Annotated in this window: 12 protein-coding genes; 9 read left to right on the top strand and 3 right to left on the bottom strand. The window is 65.9% G+C overall.

All coding sequences use genetic code 11. The features are described 5' to 3' along the window. Positions 1-293 precede the first annotated feature (293 nt). From FRC98_RS17050 to FRC98_RS17025, 6 genes are all read left to right on the top strand, one after another. A complete protein-coding gene (locus FRC98_RS17050; protein ID WP_146982639.1) occupies positions 294-698 on the top strand; it encodes a YsnF/AvaK domain-containing protein in 405 nt (134 codons plus the stop codon). Positions 699-725: 27 nt separating this feature from the next. Further along, complete coding sequence (locus tag FRC98_RS17045) at positions 726-1,880, top strand: YsnF/AvaK domain-containing protein (RefSeq protein WP_146982638.1); 1,155 nt, start codon at positions 726-728, stop codon at positions 1,878-1,880. Between the two features lie 117 nt (positions 1,881-1,997). Beyond that, a complete protein-coding gene (locus FRC98_RS21670) occupies positions 1,998-2,387 on the top strand; it encodes a hypothetical protein (RefSeq protein ID WP_230467717.1) in 390 nt (129 codons plus the stop codon). A gap of 99 nt (positions 2,388-2,486) precedes the next feature. Further along, positions 2,487-3,137 (top strand): peroxiredoxin, encoded by a 651-nt coding sequence (locus FRC98_RS17035; protein WP_146982637.1) that lies wholly within the window; start codon positions 2,487-2,489, stop codon positions 3,135-3,137. Positions 3,138-3,503: 366 nt separating this feature from the next. After that, positions 3,504-4,466 (top strand): hypothetical protein, encoded by a 963-nt coding sequence (locus tag FRC98_RS17030; protein ID WP_146982636.1) that lies wholly within the window; start codon positions 3,504-3,506, stop codon positions 4,464-4,466. Between the two features lie 573 nt (positions 4,467-5,039). Next, positions 5,040-10,601, top strand: coding sequence for a protein kinase domain-containing protein (locus FRC98_RS17025; protein WP_146982635.1), 5,562 nt, complete (start codon positions 5,040-5,042; stop codon positions 10,599-10,601). Positions 10,602-10,727: 126 nt separating this feature from the next. Here the strand turns inward: FRC98_RS17025 and FRC98_RS17020 are convergent, their stop codons facing one another. Further along, entirely contained in the window at positions 10,728-11,963 is a 1,236-nt protein-coding gene (locus tag FRC98_RS17020; protein WP_146982634.1) for a DUF3089 domain-containing protein, read from the bottom strand. Positions 11,964-12,356: 393 nt separating this feature from the next. On the opposite strand from FRC98_RS17020, the gene FRC98_RS17015 reads away from it, so the two are divergent. Continuing rightward, entirely contained in the window at positions 12,357-13,718 is a 1,362-nt protein-coding gene (locus FRC98_RS17015) for a DUF8740 domain-containing protein (RefSeq protein WP_146982633.1), read from the top strand. 16 nt (positions 13,719-13,734) lie between these two features. Continuing rightward, positions 13,735-14,046: a hypothetical protein gene (locus tag FRC98_RS17010; protein WP_146982632.1), complete on the top strand. Its 312-nt coding sequence runs from the start codon at positions 13,735-13,737 to the stop codon at positions 14,044-14,046. A gap of 387 nt (positions 14,047-14,433) precedes the next feature. On the opposite strand, the gene FRC98_RS17005 is transcribed toward FRC98_RS17010, so the two are convergent. Further along, entirely contained in the window at positions 14,434-14,943 is a 510-nt protein-coding gene (locus tag FRC98_RS17005) for a DUF2231 domain-containing protein (RefSeq protein WP_146982631.1), read from the bottom strand. Between the two features lie 115 nt (positions 14,944-15,058). Between FRC98_RS17005 and FRC98_RS17000 the strand changes: the two genes are divergently transcribed. Continuing rightward, entirely contained in the window at positions 15,059-15,697 is a 639-nt protein-coding gene (locus FRC98_RS17000) for a helix-turn-helix transcriptional regulator (RefSeq protein WP_146982630.1), read from the top strand. A gap of 40 nt (positions 15,698-15,737) precedes the next feature. Here the strand turns inward: FRC98_RS17000 and FRC98_RS16995 are convergent, their stop codons facing one another. Next, positions 15,738-16,169 (bottom strand): DUF4385 domain-containing protein, encoded by a 432-nt coding sequence (locus FRC98_RS16995; protein WP_146982708.1) that lies wholly within the window; start codon positions 16,167-16,169, stop codon positions 15,738-15,740. Positions 16,170-16,528 lie beyond the last annotated feature (359 nt).

Below are 16,528 nucleotides of genomic sequence, written 5' to 3'. Positions count from 1 at the left end.
TTTACGCCCCCTTCGGGGTATGGCGTTGGTGTTTTCCTGGCCCTGAGCGCCCCCGGAGCAGGCAGGCGGTGTGTTTCGCGCGCCCCTCGCCATCCTGGCACGCGGTCCTCGTGTCCCCTGGATGCCCCGTCTCGACGCCTCGAACTGGCGCCGGCGCAGGCGCGCCTCACCCCATTTAAACCATTGAAATCTTTGGGTGTTTCGTTCTCGCGCACACATTACGCCTGTGCTTCGATGAGCGCGGCCCCGGTGCCGTGCCGCGAGTTGGGACGCGTCTATGAGCGGGTTCGGTCATGAGTAAAGACGACGAGGTCAAACGCACGATTCTCCCGGTAGCACGGGAGGAGCTCCGGGTGGGGGTGCGCGAGGTGGAGGGGGCGAGTGTGCGCGTGACGAAGCGCGTTCACGAGCGTGACGAGGAGGTCGAAGTGCCTCTGGAGGCCACCGCCCTGGAGGTGGAGCGCGTGCCGGTGGGGCGAGTGGTGGAGGCGCGCGAAGGCGCGCGCCGGGAGGGGGAGACGACGATCATTCCGGTCTACGAGGAGGTCGCCGTCGTGGAGAAACGCCTCGTGCTCAAGGAGGAGCTTCATATCACGCGTCGCTACTCGCAGCGCGTGCATCACGAGGAGGTCACCCTCCGCCAGGAGGAGGCGATCATCGAGCATACAAGCCCCCCGCAAAGTCGGGAGTCATCGTAGTTGCACCTTCATGCAGACGAGGTAGGTATGAGCATGTCCGTCATCGCATTGTACGAAAACGTCGATCAGGCCAAGAGCACGGTCAAAGAGCTGAAAAACGCCGACATCAGCCGCTCGAACATCGACTTCATCAAAAACGCCGACGAGGATCATCAGGGCTTCTTTAAAGGGCTCTTTAGCGACGCCGACAGCGATCAGGCTGAGGCCAAAAAGTCGCTCAAAAAACTGCAAAAGATCGGCATCCAGCGTGAGGAGGCCGAGCGCTACGCCGCCGGGGTACGTGACGGTTGCTCGCTGATCATCGTGCACTCCGATGACAGCCGTAAAATCGAGCGGGCCCGCCAGATCATGAACCGCTACGCCCTCTCCGACGTGGACGATCGTTACGGCTCGGGTCGGAGTTCCACGCTCGAAGAGAGCCAGGCCGGGGCCACTTCGTCGGCCTCCTCATCGGCGGGCAGCTCCTCCGGGGTCGGGGCCGGGGCCGCCACGGGCTCCGAGGTTGGCCTCACCAACGCCGGCCCCTCGGGCAAAAAGCTGCAGGCCGCCGAAGAGGAGCTCAAGGTCGGCAAGCGCGAGGTGGAGACCGGCGGGGTGCGCGCCTCCACCCGGGTCAAAGAGACCCCGGTCGAGGAGAACATCAACCTGCGCGAGGAGAAGGTCGATGTGCAGCGCCGCAAGGTCGACCGCGCCGTCGACTCCGGCGACCACATCTTTGAAGAGGAGAGCGTGGAGTTCACCGAGCGCCACGAGGAGCCGGTCGTCAGCAAAGAGACCCACGTCACCGAGGAGGTGGTCATCAACCAGGAGGTCGAGGAGCATACCGAGACCATCCGCGAGACCGTGCGCAGCCAGGAGATCGACATCGAGGAGCTGAGCGCGCGCGGCAACACCGGGCGCTATGCGCAGTTCAAGGGCGACTTCGACCGCCACTACACCACGAACTACGCCGGGTCCGGCCACAGCAAAGAGGAGTACGAGCTGGGCTACCGCTACGGCATGGCGCTGGCCGAGCACGGCAACCACCGCAACCGCAAGTGGGACGACGTCGAGGCCCACGCCCGCAAGGGATGGGAGACGCGCAACAAGGGCACCTGGAACGATTTTCGCGACTCGATCCGCTACGGCTGGGATCGCATCCGCGGCGAGGAGGAGGGAAGGCGGCCGACCTCGGGGATGTGAGGCCGGGGATAAGAGACTGAGCTGAGAACCTGAGATGGCGTTGCCGGGGCGTCCGGCGCTCCCCTGTTGGGGGGGGCGTCGGGCGTTTTTTTTGTTTGGGGGGGTGGCGGGCTCGGGGTGGTGTTTGGGCTGGTGCTGGTGCTCGGGCTGGTGCTCGGGCTCGATCTCGATCTCGGGCTCGATCTCGGGCTCGGGCTGGTGCTCGTACTGGTACTCGGGCTGGTGCTCGTACTGGTACTCGTGCTGGTGCTCGTACTGGTGCTCGTACTGGTGCTGGTGCTCGTGCTGGTGCTGGTACTCGTGCTCGTGCTGGTGCTCGTACTGGTGCTGGTACTCGTGCTGGTGCTGGTGCTGGTGCTGGTGCTGGTGCTGGTGCTCGTGCTGGTGCTGGTGCTCGGGCTCGGGCTCGGGGTGGAGTTCGTATTCGACCCGGGGTTGGGGAGCGGGAGCGGGTTGGTTTTAGGGTTCTTTGAAACCTTTGGGGGGCAGGGGGCATCTCTGTCATGAAGCCCGCTCCCCCTTCTCGGGGGGCAGCTGGTGTCTATATCGAGGGCGGCAACACGCTGCCCGATTCATCTCTACTTCTTCCATTTACGAGGTCTGATCATGAGCCTTCGCATCAACGACATTGCTCCCGACTTTGAAGCCGATTCCACCGCAGGGAAGCTCTCGCTGCACGAATGGATCGGCGATGGTTACGCCATCATCTTCTCGCACCCCAAAGACTTTACCCCGGTGTGCACCACCGAGTTTGGCGCAGTCGCTCGCCTGGTGCCGGAGTTCAAGAAGCGCAACACGAAGGTGATGGGCGTCTCGGTCGACAGCGTGGAGGAGCACCACAAGTGGATCAAAGACATTGAGGCCTTCGCCGGAACCTCGGCGGACTTCCCCATCATCGACGACACCTCGCTCAACGTGGCCAAGCTCTACGACATGCTGCCGGCCGAGGCGTATATGCCCGACGGGCGCACTGCGGCCGACAGCGCGACGGTGCGCACCCTCTTCATCATTGGTCCCGACAAGAAGATCCGCCTGATGCTGACCTACCCGATGTCGGTGGGTCGTAACTTCGCTGAGGTGCTGCGCGCGCTCGACGCGGTGCAGGCCACCGACGGCAAGCCCCTGGCCACCCCCGCCGACTGGAAGCCCGGCGAAGACGTGATCGTGGGGCTGAGCCTGGATGATGACGCGGCGCGCGAGCGTTTTGGCGAGATCGACATCAAGCTGCCCTACCTGCGCCTGACCAAAGCTAAATAAGGTCAATGCGGCCGTGCGACGCCGCTCTAAGGGGGGTGTCGCACCGCGGCGCTTTGAAGGTCGGTGAACGTGATGCCGGGGTTTTTGCCCCGGCATTTTTTTATGGGTGATGGGCCGGAATGGTCTGACCCTGGGTCGCGCATCATCCTGGAATGGTCTGACCCTGGGTCGCGCATCATCCTTTATTTATGCGGCTTTCAGACGATCGGGGGCTTCGCTTAGCCCACAGACAACGCATGGTTCTTGGGAGGTTGAACGCGCCGAAGAGCGTCACCGCGCCTTCCCAACCCCGACTCGCCTGAATATCGCTCGCCATGCGTCGTCTACGCTCCCCCCATCGCCAACCCGTATCGCTGTGGAGCTCCGATGCGCCTTCAATTCCGGTTCACTTGCCAGATTCATCCCCTGCTGCTCGTTGCAGCGCTCACCTTCTCAAGCGCCGCCTGCTCGACTGCGGCCGACGTTGCGGATGACTCGCCAGCTGGCGAGCCCGAACATGCCGCGCCGTCGCCCGACGACGCCGAGGCCCATGCCTCGCCAGAGGTCGTGTCGCGTTGCGATGCCGACGCCTCGCTCCCCTGCGACCCGGTGCTCTGGATGGCCTGCCACCCGCGCCAGGAGATCGCCTCGCGCTACTGCGAGAGCTGCGCCGGCGAGCTGACCTGCCCCACCGAAGAGGCCCGGCTGGAGTCGCAGCTCACCTCCCGGGAGCGTCTGGCGGGCTTTGCCTGCGAGGAGTACGGCTATGCCATCAACGCAATTCTGGCATGGCACGGCCAACCCCTGGATGACGCCTCTTGGCAGGATTACCTGGCCGCCCAACCCTGGCAGGCGCAGCGATCTTCGGCGCCTCTGCCGACGGCGGCGCAGACCAACCTGCGCGAGCTTCGCGCCGAGCTTGAAACGTGCCAAACCGCCGAGCCCACCACCGCTGCCGATCGCGCCCTGGTCGCGGAGTGGTTCAGGATTTTTGAGAACACCGGGGCCCCACCTGCCTCCTCGATCTACGACTTCGACTTCGCGCCCACCTCAGCCGATACCTTCGCGTCGATCGCCGACCAGTTTTTGAGCGAGGGAGGATCTGAGTTCACGCGTCGCACCCCTGTGCAGACGCAGGCCGAGGGCGGCACGCTCACCCTGCGCCCGGCCGACGAGGGGAGCGCCGCCCCCGAGGGCATCCCTTACGCGCGCAAAATCGTAGTGAGCCCCCAGCTCAGCGCGAAGATGTCGTGCGCCGAACCCGAGCGTTGCGAAGGTTACGCGCGCCTCACGCTCTACCTCGACGCCGAGGGCGCGCTGCTCGCCCAGGGGATCACCGCGAGCGAGTGAAGCGGCGAGTCAGACTTTTTCCGCCCCCCCTAAAACGAAAACGGTCCGAAAACGGTCCGAAAACGATCCGAAAACGATCCGACCCGGGGTCGAACATCGCCCTTTGTTTATGCGGACTTCGCGCACTTCTCGGGGTGCGCGCCCTGCGTTCTGACAGACCTGTTTTGGGCCGCCATCGTTTGGCTCCAGTGGAGCGTCTCCCCGCCGCGATTGACACACACGCCTCACCTCGCTCCTCCGCTCTCTTTGCTCCTTTCTACAACCGGCCCCACCCGGGGCTCAGGCTCTGCGAGGGGCCTGCAGGTGGCGATGTCGCCGACCGGCGGGTGCCCATTGGCCTTGTTCGACGCGTCTTTGTGAGCATCGTGGGTCAGCCCATGAGGCGTTCTCGGGGCGACTGACGACGATCCACCGGGGTGGGCACCGGCAAGCGGCTCGCATCCCCCGACGATGGGAGTGCGGTGGGCGGCCGGCGGCGCTACTCTTTGTAAAGCAGGTTGAAAGATTCTCGATGGTGAGCGCCCCGGGACCTGTGGGGGGGGGCGTATCGACCACGCAGCGGTAGCAGGCATCATGACAAAAAGCAGCACCTCGGTATCCGGGTCATTTCCCGGCGTTCGCGTTCGTAAAGAGATCGGCCGCGGCGCCGAGAGCATCGTGTATCTGGCCAGCCGCGGCGTTGAGACCGTGGCGGTGAAGACCTCACGTGAGCCCGGGCAGCTGCTCGATGAGGAGCGCCGACGCCGTTTTTTGCGCGAAGGTTGTCTGCTGGGAGCTCTGACCCACCGGGCGCTGCCGCGCATCTTTGAGGTGGGCCAGGTCGAGAAGACGCCCTACATCATCCTGGAGCACGTCAATGGCGAGACGCTCGCCCGGGTGGTGGCCGACTCGGTGTTGGAGGAGGAGGTGATCTGGCGGGTGGCCCGCGAGGTGGCCGACGCGCTGGCGCAGGTCCATGAGAACGGGCTGCTGCACCGCGACATCCACCCGGCCAATATTCTGCTCGACGCCACGGGCCGAGCGCGGCTGATCGACTTCGGGCTTGCTGCCGAGGCCAGCGCGGATGATGCCCAGCGCCTCGAAGGCACGCTGCGATTTATGGCGCCGGAGCAGGGAGGGATGCTCAACCGCCTGGTCGACGCCCGCTCCGATCTCTACGCGCTGGGGGCGGTGCTGCATTTCTGCGCCACGGGTCGACCGCCCTACGAGGGCCGCGATCGTCGTGAGGTGCTGCGCCAGCACGCCACCGCCCCCATTCCTGATGTTCGAGAAACGCGCGCCGAGCTCAGTGAGACGCTCAGCGCGCTGATCCGGCGACTGCTGGCCAAAGACCCCGACGATCGCTTTGGCTCGGCGCGCGCGCTGGTCGAGCATATCGACCGACACCGTGGCGAGCAGAGCACACGGACGATTGAGGCGGCGACGCCCCGAGCGGGGCATCGCCGGCTGATCGGGCGACGCGCCGAGCTTCAGCAGCTGCTCGAGGTCTGGGATCGCGCCCGGGGTGGGCACACCGCCCTGGCGATGATCGACGGGCCGTCGGGAAGCGGCAAAACGCGGCTGATGCGCGAGCTGGAGATGCGCGCGCGCGCCGAAGGCGCGCTCGCGCTGAGCACGAGCGCTCAACTTCAGGAGCCGCACCCCTTCGCCGCGCTGCAGCGCCTGGTAGAGCCACTTTACGCACGCCTGAGCGCCGATATCTCCGATACGGACGGGCTTCGCGAGACGCTGCAACGCCGCCTCAGCGGCAAGGTTGATGCCCTGCACCGCGCGCTGCCCGGCCTGGCGAACCTGCTTCACGAAGACGTGGACGCTCGCCAGCACTCCGAGCTCCGAGCCAACGTCGAGCCCACTCCCTCCACCGAGTCCGACCGCTCCGACGTCGTCTACGACGCGGTCGCCGCAACCCTGGCCGAGTTCGCCCGAATCCTGGGCGCGCTTCTGGTCAGCGTCGACAACGCCCACCTTGTCGACGACGCCACCATGCGCGTGCTCGAACGCCTTGAACATTCCAGCCACGACGCCCCCTTGATGCTCCTGCTGGGCTTTGACCGCCGCGGCGACACCGCGCTTCGTGCCGGACACATCGCCTCGGCGATGCGCCGAACCCTGGCCGCCCGCGTGACCCTCAACCGTCTGGAGCCCCGCGAGGTCGACGCCTTTGTGCGCGCCCGCCTGGGTGATTCGGAGGTCGACCCGCGCCTGATCGAGCGCGTCATTGAGCTGAGCCACGGCAACGCCTACGCCATCGAGTCCTTTTTGCGGGCGATGCTCGACGCCGCCATCCTGCGCCCCTCCTGGGGACGCTGGAGCCTGGATCTGGAAGCGGCCGAGACCCTCACGCTGCCCTCAGACCTAAGCGATCTGATGCACTTTCAGCTCGATCATGTCAGCGCGCAGACCCGCGATTTGCTCGCCTGGATCGCGCTCTTTGGCGGGCTGGTCGACCCGGGAGATGTGGCCGCCTGCGCCGACATCGACCACCAGGCGCTCGACGAGGCCCTCACCCAGGCCACGTACGCCGGGCTTTTGCGTGAGACGGGTGAGTCGGGCCTGGCGCTTGTTCATGAATCGCTGCGCGAGAGCCTTCTGGAGCGGCTCAGCCCGGAGGAGCGCGCGCTCCGCCACCAGCGCGTGGCCACCATCCTCGATCGCAACACCGGCAGCCGCGCCCGCGACTTCGACCTGGCCCGCCACTATGCCCTGGGGCAGGCTCATACCGACCCACACCGCGCTGTGGAGGTGAACCACCAGGCCGGCCGCCTGGCGCAGCACGGCTTTGATTACGCCGGTGCCCTGGCGTTCCTCACGCAGGCCGCCCGCATCGCCGAGCAGCGGGGGTTGCCGATCGCCGTGGAGCTTGACCGTGACCTGGGGCATATCGCCGCGCGCACCGGCCAGCTGGAGCTCTCGCGCCACCACCTGGGCCGCGCCATCACGCACAGCAATGACCCCGTTGAGCGCGCCCACCTGCGCGGGGCGCTCAGCGCAGTCAGCGTCACCAACCTTGAGCTGCGCCGCGCCACCGAGGAGCTTCGGGGCGCGTTTGCTGAGATCGACGAGCACTTTCCCACGCTCCACCCCGCCGATCTGGCCAGCAGCCTGCGCCGCTTCGCCCGCAGCGAGCTTATCGGCACCCTCTCCCTGGCCCGACGCATCTTCGACAGCCCGCTCACCCCGGCCGAAGAGCGCCGCCTGCGCGTGCTTAAAGACCTCTACGACTACCTCTCGCGCGTGGCCTACTTCACGTTTGAAGACGAGCTGATGCTGCAGTCGGCGTTGCGTCAGCACGACATCGCCACGCGCCTGGGCGACGCTCGCTACCTGGCGCGAACCCTGGCGATGCTGGCCTTCATCGCGGCCATCCTCGGTCAGAAAAAGCTCAGCGACCTCTACCTCGCCCGCGCCGAAGTGGCCTGCGAGCAGGCCGGTGATCGCAGCGTGCGCGCGATGGTCGGCTGGTTCACCGCCTTCTGCCTCGACATGCTCAATGAGCCCCTGGCGGCCTGCGCGAAGCTGCGCGAGACGCTCCTGGAGCAGGGCCAGTGGCTGGAGGGCTGGGAGCTGAGCAACGGCACGCTCACCCTGGCCGAGAACTACATCCTGCGCGGCCACCACCGCCGCGCCACCACCGTACTGAGCGACGTCATGCGTGAGCTCAAGAGCCGGCTGGGCGATGAGGTCGCCGAGCGGCAGTTTGTGCTCACGCCGCTTCAGTCTCTGGCGATGAGCGCGGAGCTGGCCATCGGTCAGACCGAGAACCTGGAGCGCTACGCCGCCAACGCCGAGCGCTACTTCATCGAGAATCAGCAAAAGCTCTACTACCACGCCGAGATTCACCAGCGCCTGCTCCTCTACTGCCTGGAGAGTGGCCAGCTCGACGAGGAGGCCGACCGCCACATCCGCGGCTTTGAGTCGCTGCCGATGCCCACTCCCAACGTCAGCTACTACCTGCGCTACTTCTATGTGTGCAAAGCCTGGATCATGATCGAGCGCGCTGAGCGCACCCGCCGCCGCGGCGCTCCGGTCGATCTGGGCCAGGCACGCGCGGCGCTGGCGGAGCTTGAACCCGGGGCCACCACCTCGATGTTCAAAGCCTACGTCGCCCTCTTTAAGGCGCGTATCGCTGACTTGAGCGGCGAGTTGAAGGATGTTGAGGCGCTGCACAACCAGGCGCTTGCCCACGCCGATCGCGCCGACATGCCCCTGGTGCATTTTGAGGTGGCGCGCCACAAGGCCGCCCTGGCCCGCACCCGCCATCAGCGCCGCCTGAGCGATGCGCCGGAGACCCTCGATGTGCTCCTGCGCTACGTGCATCAGGCCCTCCACCTGGCCCAGAGTCAGGGCTGGAGCGGGCGCGCACGCGCCATCCGCGCCGACTTCGCCGACGAGCTTCGCCTGGCCGATCGCCACGGCTCCGAGCTGCATACGGCCTCATCGCTGACCAGCAGCGATACGATGACCTCGCGCATGCAGCAGCAGTTTGACGCCCTGTTGCGCATCCACCAGATCTTGAGCGAGGTCGGCAACCCCGACACCAAACTTCACCAGGTGCTCGACGAGCTCATCGCCATCTTCGGGGCCGAGCGTGGCTACTTTTTCCAGATCGACCAGGAGAGCCCGCAGCTCCAGGCCGCACGCTCCGCCCGACCATCGGGCTCCTCCCCAAAGGCCGCGGCCAGCGCCGACCTCCCCGACCCCCTTAAGAACTGGGCCCGGGGTATCATCGACCAGGTCTGCGCCACCCAGCGCCCTCTGCTGGTCAGCACCACCCGCGAGGGCGCGCGCTGGGATCAGCCGGCCTTCCTCGATCATCTTCGCAGCGCCATCGCCGTGCCCATGCACACCCGTGGCGAGCTGCGCGGGGTCGTCTACCTGGACAGCACGCTCAGTGAGGGTGTCTTCTCCCGGGCCGACATCCGCACCCTGCAGAGCCTGACCAACTCGCTCTCGATGCTGCTCGAAGCCGCGCGCACCTCCAGCCTGGAGGTCGAAGTGGCCCGCGCCTCCGAGAAGAGCGCCTCGCTTCTGGAGCACGCCACAAGCGCGGTGCAGCTTGGCCTTGCGATCATCTCCGCCGACGCCTCATTGATAAGTGCCAGCCCCACCCTCTACGCCATGGCCGAGCCCTGGGGCTCCATCGCCCGCTTCTGGCGCGAGGCCTGGGCGGCCTGCGACTGGCAGAGCGCCCCGGACCATCGCGTGGCCGGCCGCACCCTGAAGACTGCCCTGGCCGACCTGCGCACTCCGGAGGGCCACCGCCAGATCTTCGAGATCACCAACACCGGGGAGGCCCCCGAGCTCAGCGAGCACACCGACCACCAGGTCCTGCTCATCCGCGACGTCACCGCGAGCGTTATCGCCGGCGAAGAGCTCAAGCTGCTCAACGTCGAACTCAAACTCGCCAGCGAAGAGGCCATGAGCGCCAACCGCGCCAAGAGCGTCTTTCTGGCCAGCATGAGCCACGAGCTGCGCACCCCGCTCAACGCCATCATTGGCTACAGCGAGATGATCCTGGAGGAGCGCAGCGCCGAGGAGGAGCCGGAGCTCGTCGAAGACATCACCCGCATTCAACTCGCCGGCAAACACCTGCTGCGCCTGGTGAGTGACATCCTCGACATCTCCAAGATCGAGGCTGGCCACGTCACCCTGGCCCCCGGCGAGTTTAAATTACCGGCGTTGGTCGGCGAGCTGGAGCGGGCGGTCGCCCCGCTCCTCAACGACAACGCCAACACCCTGCACATCGGCCCCATCCCCGAGCTCACCCTCTTTAACGATGAGCTGCGCCTGCACCAGCTTCTGCTCAACCTTTTGAGCAACGCGGCCAAGTTCACCGAAGGCGGCGATGTGTTTTTTGATGTCGCGGTGGACGAGAAGGCGGGGCGTCTGGAGTTTGCGATCCGCGACACCGGCATCGGCATGGACGAGGCGGCGCTGGCGCGCGTCTTTGAGGCCTTCTACCAGGCCGGCCAGCACTCCATCTCCCGCCACGGGGGCACGGGGCTGGGCCTGACGATCGTACGCCGCTTCTGCGACCTGATGGGCGGCACCATCGACGTGCACAGCTCCCCGGGGGAGGGCACGACCTTTATGGTGAGTCTGCCGCAGCGGATCGCGCAGGCCGAGACGGCCTGAGCGCGGCGCCAGCGCACCGGACCTGCACCCTCCGAAACACCACGGCCTCATACCTCCTGGCCCGAGCTCATGAGGCGCCGGAGCCATGGCGAGCGCCGCCCCGGCGTACTCATTTTTTGGCTCTCCTCACTCTACCTGCGGCTCGACAACCTCTTCGGACGCCATCGTCTCCTCGCTCTTCTCAAGCTCCGACACCGAGGCACGCTGGCTCAACCACGCCTGCGTGCGCGCCCCCGCGTTGGCACGAATATCCATATAAAAGAGTTCAATATCGCCCAGGTGGTAGTTGCCCGAGGTCGTCTCCGAGAGCTCGTACTCCAGATCATCGAGGTCCGGCACAAAGAGCACTCCGCCCTGGCAGCGGGCCGACAAAAGCGCGGGCTGCGGCGCTTTTAGCCCGGTCACGTTCATCCCCATGGGGTCTTTCGAGCGCAGAATTCGGATAAAGGAGGGCGATTCCCCCTCATTGTTCAGCTGCACCGCACCGAGGTGAGCGGCGCGCGCGGAGGGCTGCTCATCCATGCGCCAGCTCACCGGGTTGGTGCACTGGCGCGGCTCGTCGACGGGGATGCGCACCAGCTCATCGCCCCGCCAGTGCAGCAAGTCTTGTGCGCCGTCGCCCGCATGGTCGTCGCGGTAGGTGTCCCAGGAGAGCACGCAGCCGGTCTGCTCGGGGCTGCGACAGGGCTCAAGATGCTCATAGGTGCTCTCATAGCGCGAGAGCGGCAGCGCGAAGCCCGGGATGTACGCCGCAATCATCCGCTCGTGAAGCTCCGGGTCGGCGTCGATGGTCTCCAGCAGGCGCATGGCGTGCATGCTCCCCTGACTGTGACCCGCCACGATGAAAGGGCGCCCCTGATTATGCTCTTCAATGAACACCTCAAAGGCGCGCGCGATATCTTCGTAGGCGACGTTGAAGCTGGGCCGGGACTCCCCGGGCTCGTTGAAGTAGGCGCCGATCGTCGTCTGCCGGTAGCGGGGCACGAAGACCCGGCAGCACGCGTTAAAGACGCTGGCCTGCCCGGCGAGGATCAGCTCGTTGAGCATCTCGTGGGACTTTGCGGCGTCCAGCGGGTCGTTCCAGCGCTTCCGGTCAAACCAGACGGTCGGGTAGATGAAGAAGACGTCCGCCGGCGCCTCCGCCGCGCGCTCGGCCGCGCCGGGTGGCGAGAGGCTGGCGTTGGTATCCTGCCCCGGCAAGGCGACCCAGGCGTCGGGCTCGGCGTAGTCGGGCGCCTCGGCCAGCGCTTCAGCGTCGTAGGGCTCGGTCGGCTTGAGAAAAAAGGCCGGAGAACAGGCCGCGCTCAACGTGGCGAGGGCGGTGAGAGTGACAAGCACGGGGGCGCAGCGAGGTGTTCGCATCAGCAGCTCCGAAAGGTTGATCTGGCCTGCGGGGAAACACGCGGCGCGCCCCGCCAGACACCGAGCACGCGTGGATGTTACGACCTCCACGATCGTCGTCGGGTTGAACCGAGACAAGAGGGCATCGTGTCGCAGGCGGGCTCTCTACATCCAGCACACGCTAGACCCTGCCCGCGTTGAAGTGCGCTCTTACCAGGCACCCATGCCATCCGAGCTTTCGGGCCTCCTGCGGGCACCACGATTGACACACACGCCCCACCGCGCTCATCCTCTCTTTGCAACTTTATACAACCGGCCCCATCCATGACTCGCGACCTCCGGTGGTCCTGCGGGTCGCACAGCTCCGTCATCGTGTCGGGGCTGCGCCAGTCCGGGGCAACGATGGAGAGCGTGATGAAACGACCCCCTCTAAAAACCTCCCTGCGGCTCTTTTGCCTGGCGCTTGCCATGGGCGCCACCACTCTGCTCGCCACGCCCGCCTTCGCCCAGGCGCCCACCACGCTGATGCAGCAGGGGCGCCTGCTCACGGATGATGGCGCGCCGATGATCGGCCTGATCGACATGCAGTTCACCATCTACAGCGCCGAGAGCGGCGGTGAGGTGCTCTGGCAAGATCAGGTCGAGGTGCAGCTCGACGACTCGGGCTTCTACTCGGTGGCGCTGGGCGACCAGGGAAGCCCGCTCGACGCGGCGATCTTCGCCGATGGCGAAGCCTACATCGCCGTGGCGATCGATGGCGGCGAGGAACTCAGCCCGCGCTTTAAGCTGCACTCGGTGCCTTTTGCGCTGAACAGCGCGGTGGCGGCGCGCGCCGCGGTGGCCGACCAGGTCCTGGCCGGCTCCATCACCCGCGAATCCCTCTCCGAAGACGTCTTTGACCAGACCGCCGCCGCCGTGAGCTGTGCGCCGGGGCAGGTGGCCGTGGCGTCGAGCACGGGCTGGGAGTGCGGTGATTTGAGCGGCGGACTGACCATGACTCAGGTGCGTGACGCCCTGGGCCAGACGCTTGGTGATTTGAGCTGCAGCCCCTCGCAGACGATCCTCTTTGATGGCAGCGCCTGGACCTGCACCGCCCCGGTCAGCTACCAGGCCGGCGCGCATCTGGCGCTCAACGGCAACACGTTTAGCGTGGACACCTCCAACCTCGACGCGGCCTCGCTCGGCGGCACCGACGCCTCGGGTTATCTGACCGCCTCCCAGGTGGACTCGACCTATTTGAGTCAGGCCGACGCCGCCAGCGACTACCTGGCGCTCTCCGGCGGCACGATGGCGGGCGACCTGACCGTGCGCGAATTTGAGATCGTCAAAGAGACCGACAACAGCGTCAGCACGGGCTTCCGCGAGCGCAACACCACACGCATGGTCATTCGCAACAAGCGCCGCCGCGAGACCGTAGCCATTCCCAGCGATCGCCTCGACGCGATGTGCAACGACGGCTGCACCTACACCATCGCCATGCGTTACTGGCGCAATGAGAATGTCGAGCTCTTGTCACGCGGCCCCTTTATGTTCTCCTACGACCAGGCTACCGGCCGCTGGCGCGACAGCCGCGACGCCAACGCCATCTCCGGAAACAGCAGCACTAACCACGTCATCAACCTCAGCGGCTGCTGCTACCTCACCGATGGCGAGTACGTGGCCGGCGCTAACCAGGGCGACAGCACCCGCGAGATGCATGTTCTCAACAACAACGACAGCTCCTGCCCGCTCAGCGACGCCTCCTCCCTGGAGTGCATCGTGACCTTCTACGACTGATCCCCTGGAGACGATCATGAGCTTTTCACATCACCATCGCCTCCTCGGCCTTCTGCTCGCCATGCTCTTTGTCGTGGTCGGCTGCAACGTCGACGACACCAACTCCGAGGTCGAAGAGCCGGTGGAGACCGACGCCGGCGACGACACAACCGAAGCGCCCGAGGTGCTGCCTGAGAGGGCGTCGCAGTGGTGCGCCGCAGGCGGCGAAGCCACCGGTGATGGCTACCGCCTGGTGCACTGCACCGCGCCGGCCAACGCCGCTGGAAACGTGGCCACCGGCCAGGGCGTGCGCCTGGAGATGGGCGCCTCGCAGGTGATCTTGCGCTAGAGTTTTCTGGCCAACGCCCACGCATAAAAAAGCCCGTCACCTGCACCCAGGTGGCGGGCTTTTTTATGCACTCCCCCTAACGCCCTCACGAACCTCCCCACATTGCGAACCTCCGGCGCCCCACAACCACCCCACCACCAGACCAACCACAAACCGCGAACCCCAACCGCCCATTACAAATCGACCCACATCGCGAACCTCCGGCGTCCCTCCCACGATTTTGCATTCTCCGCACGCCCCCCAACCCGAGCGCATCCAGGGCGAAGTCCAGCAAGGAGCCAGGAGGAGCGTGTAGCAGCGCTACCGCGACGACGCAGCGACGATGCTGGCTTCGTCCTGGGGCGCTCGGCGCCTGACAAGGAGGCAGGGACGATGCTTGTAGCAGCGCTACTGCGAATCCCTGTCGACGCCGTCAGCGGCGTCCTGGGGCGCTCGGGCACCCGGCTGAAACGCCTCCGCAGCCCCATGTTCATACACCAGATCGCCGCCCGCCTCCCCGACCCGGTAGCCCAGCCCGGCGACCACCACCGTGCCCACCAGCGCCGCCACTGCTGTGCCCTTCGCGATCGACTCTTTGCGAATCGCGCCCGAAGCCACAAAGACCCCCAGCACGATCACCACCGCCCAGAAAAACTGCTCGGCGGCCTCCTCATGCTCCTCAATGGCCTCATGAGGCACCACCCGCTCGGCGACCTCCTCGTCGACCTCGCCAGTCTGCAGGGCCGCAAAGCTCGTCACGCCCAGCACCAGCTGAAAGAGCAGCGCGATGACGAAGCTGCGCCGCGGCAACCACCCCCGCCACCACGCCAGCAAAAGCCCCGCCGTCAGCAGGGGCATCAGGATGGCCAGGGCCATCGGAAAATGAACCACCTTGGGATGAAGAAGGGAAAGTTCCATCGGGATGCTCCTTGCGCTTGAGATCAGACTGCTCTCGACCGACACCGGCCGGGGCTTAGTGTGGCCACGATGGCGACCCTCGCCGACAAACTCCATCCCACAGATGTGATACGCCATGAATATCAACACCTTAGCCCCCGAACACACCACAAATGAGAGACAGGAGCGCGGCCGCCTGGTCCTCTTTCTGGCGATCTTTTTGCTCGTCTCCACCCTGGCCGGCCTCGATCTCATCGCCGATCTTTCCCAGGACGCCGGCCCGGTTCACCTGGCCATCGAAGGGCTGCTGGTGCTCGGGGGCCTTTTTGGAAGTTTCAGCATGATGCGCGCCCTGCAGCAGACCACCGCGCGCAATCGCGCGCTTCAAACCAACGCCGACGCCCTGCGCGTCAAGCTGCGCGCCCGCACCCATGAAGCCCGCGCCCTCAACGAGGAGCTCTCCCAGACCCGCGCCCGCGCCCTGCAATGGCAACGCGAGGCCCGCGAGCTGATGCAGGGCTTAAGCGTGGCCATCGACCGGCAATTCGACCGCTGGGAGCTCACCGAGGCCGAAAAAGAAGTCGCGATGCTCCTGCTCAAAGGCCTCTCCCATAAAGAGATCGCCGCGCTGCGCCAGACCAGCGACGCCACCACCCGCCAGCAGGCCCGCGCCGTCTACAAAAAGGGCGACCTCTCCGGCCGAAACGAACTCGCCGCCTTCTTCCTCGAAGACCTCTTGCTCCCCCCCGACGCGGTGGAGAAGGAGGCATCCTGAGTCCGACCGGGGGTCGAACATCGGCCTGTGTTTATGCGCCTCAACCGCCTTTATGCGCCTCAACCCCCTCCCGATACGCCGCATCCTCACGCACCCGCTCCCAGGCCTCCCGAAACACCACCGCGGCGAGTCGCTTCTCGGCGTCGGCCCAGGTCTGCGCCTCCCTGACCTGTCCATTCTCATCGTATTTGCGGCCACCGGGATATTTGGCGTAGCGCATCGCCCGGGTAAACCCCATCTGCAAATACTTGCGCGCCATATCCATCCCTACAAAATCCCCGGCCTCCCGATACGCCCTGTAGCGCGCCTCAATCGCCTCCACCGAGGCCCGCGCCGCCGCCTCGTCGCGGTAGCGCCACAGGGGCAAAAGCTCGCTTTTATAAGGCTCCACCTTAAAGACGCCCTTCTCATCGGGAGAGTAACGGTAGGCCTCCGGATGCGCTCGAAAGTCGATGTCGTATTCGCCAGCCATGCTCGTCTCCGGGTGCAGAAGGGTCACGTCGCGCCGCAGGAGAAAGGTGCGCACAGCCACCTCACCTTCCTCAACTCGCCGACCCAGGGTCAGACATCACCCCGAGCGCATCCAGGGCGACAACACAGCGACGCAACCAGCGGCGTCCCTCAACCACCCAACCCAACCACCCAACCACCCAACCCCCCAACCACAAAACGCGAACCCCTACCCCCCATTACGAATCGACCCACATCGCGAACCACCGGCGTCCCACAACCACCCAACCACCTGACCACCTAACCACAAAACGCGCCCCCCCTACCGCCCACAGCAACTCCCAACATCGCGAACCACCGGCGTCCCTCAACCACCCAACC

This window comes from Lujinxingia vulgaris (genome assembly GCF_007997015.1).
Taxonomy (GTDB): domain Bacteria; phylum Myxococcota_A; class Bradymonadia; order Bradymonadales; family Bradymonadaceae; genus Lujinxingia; species Lujinxingia vulgaris.
This window is presented reverse-complemented; position numbering and strand designations above follow the sequence as displayed.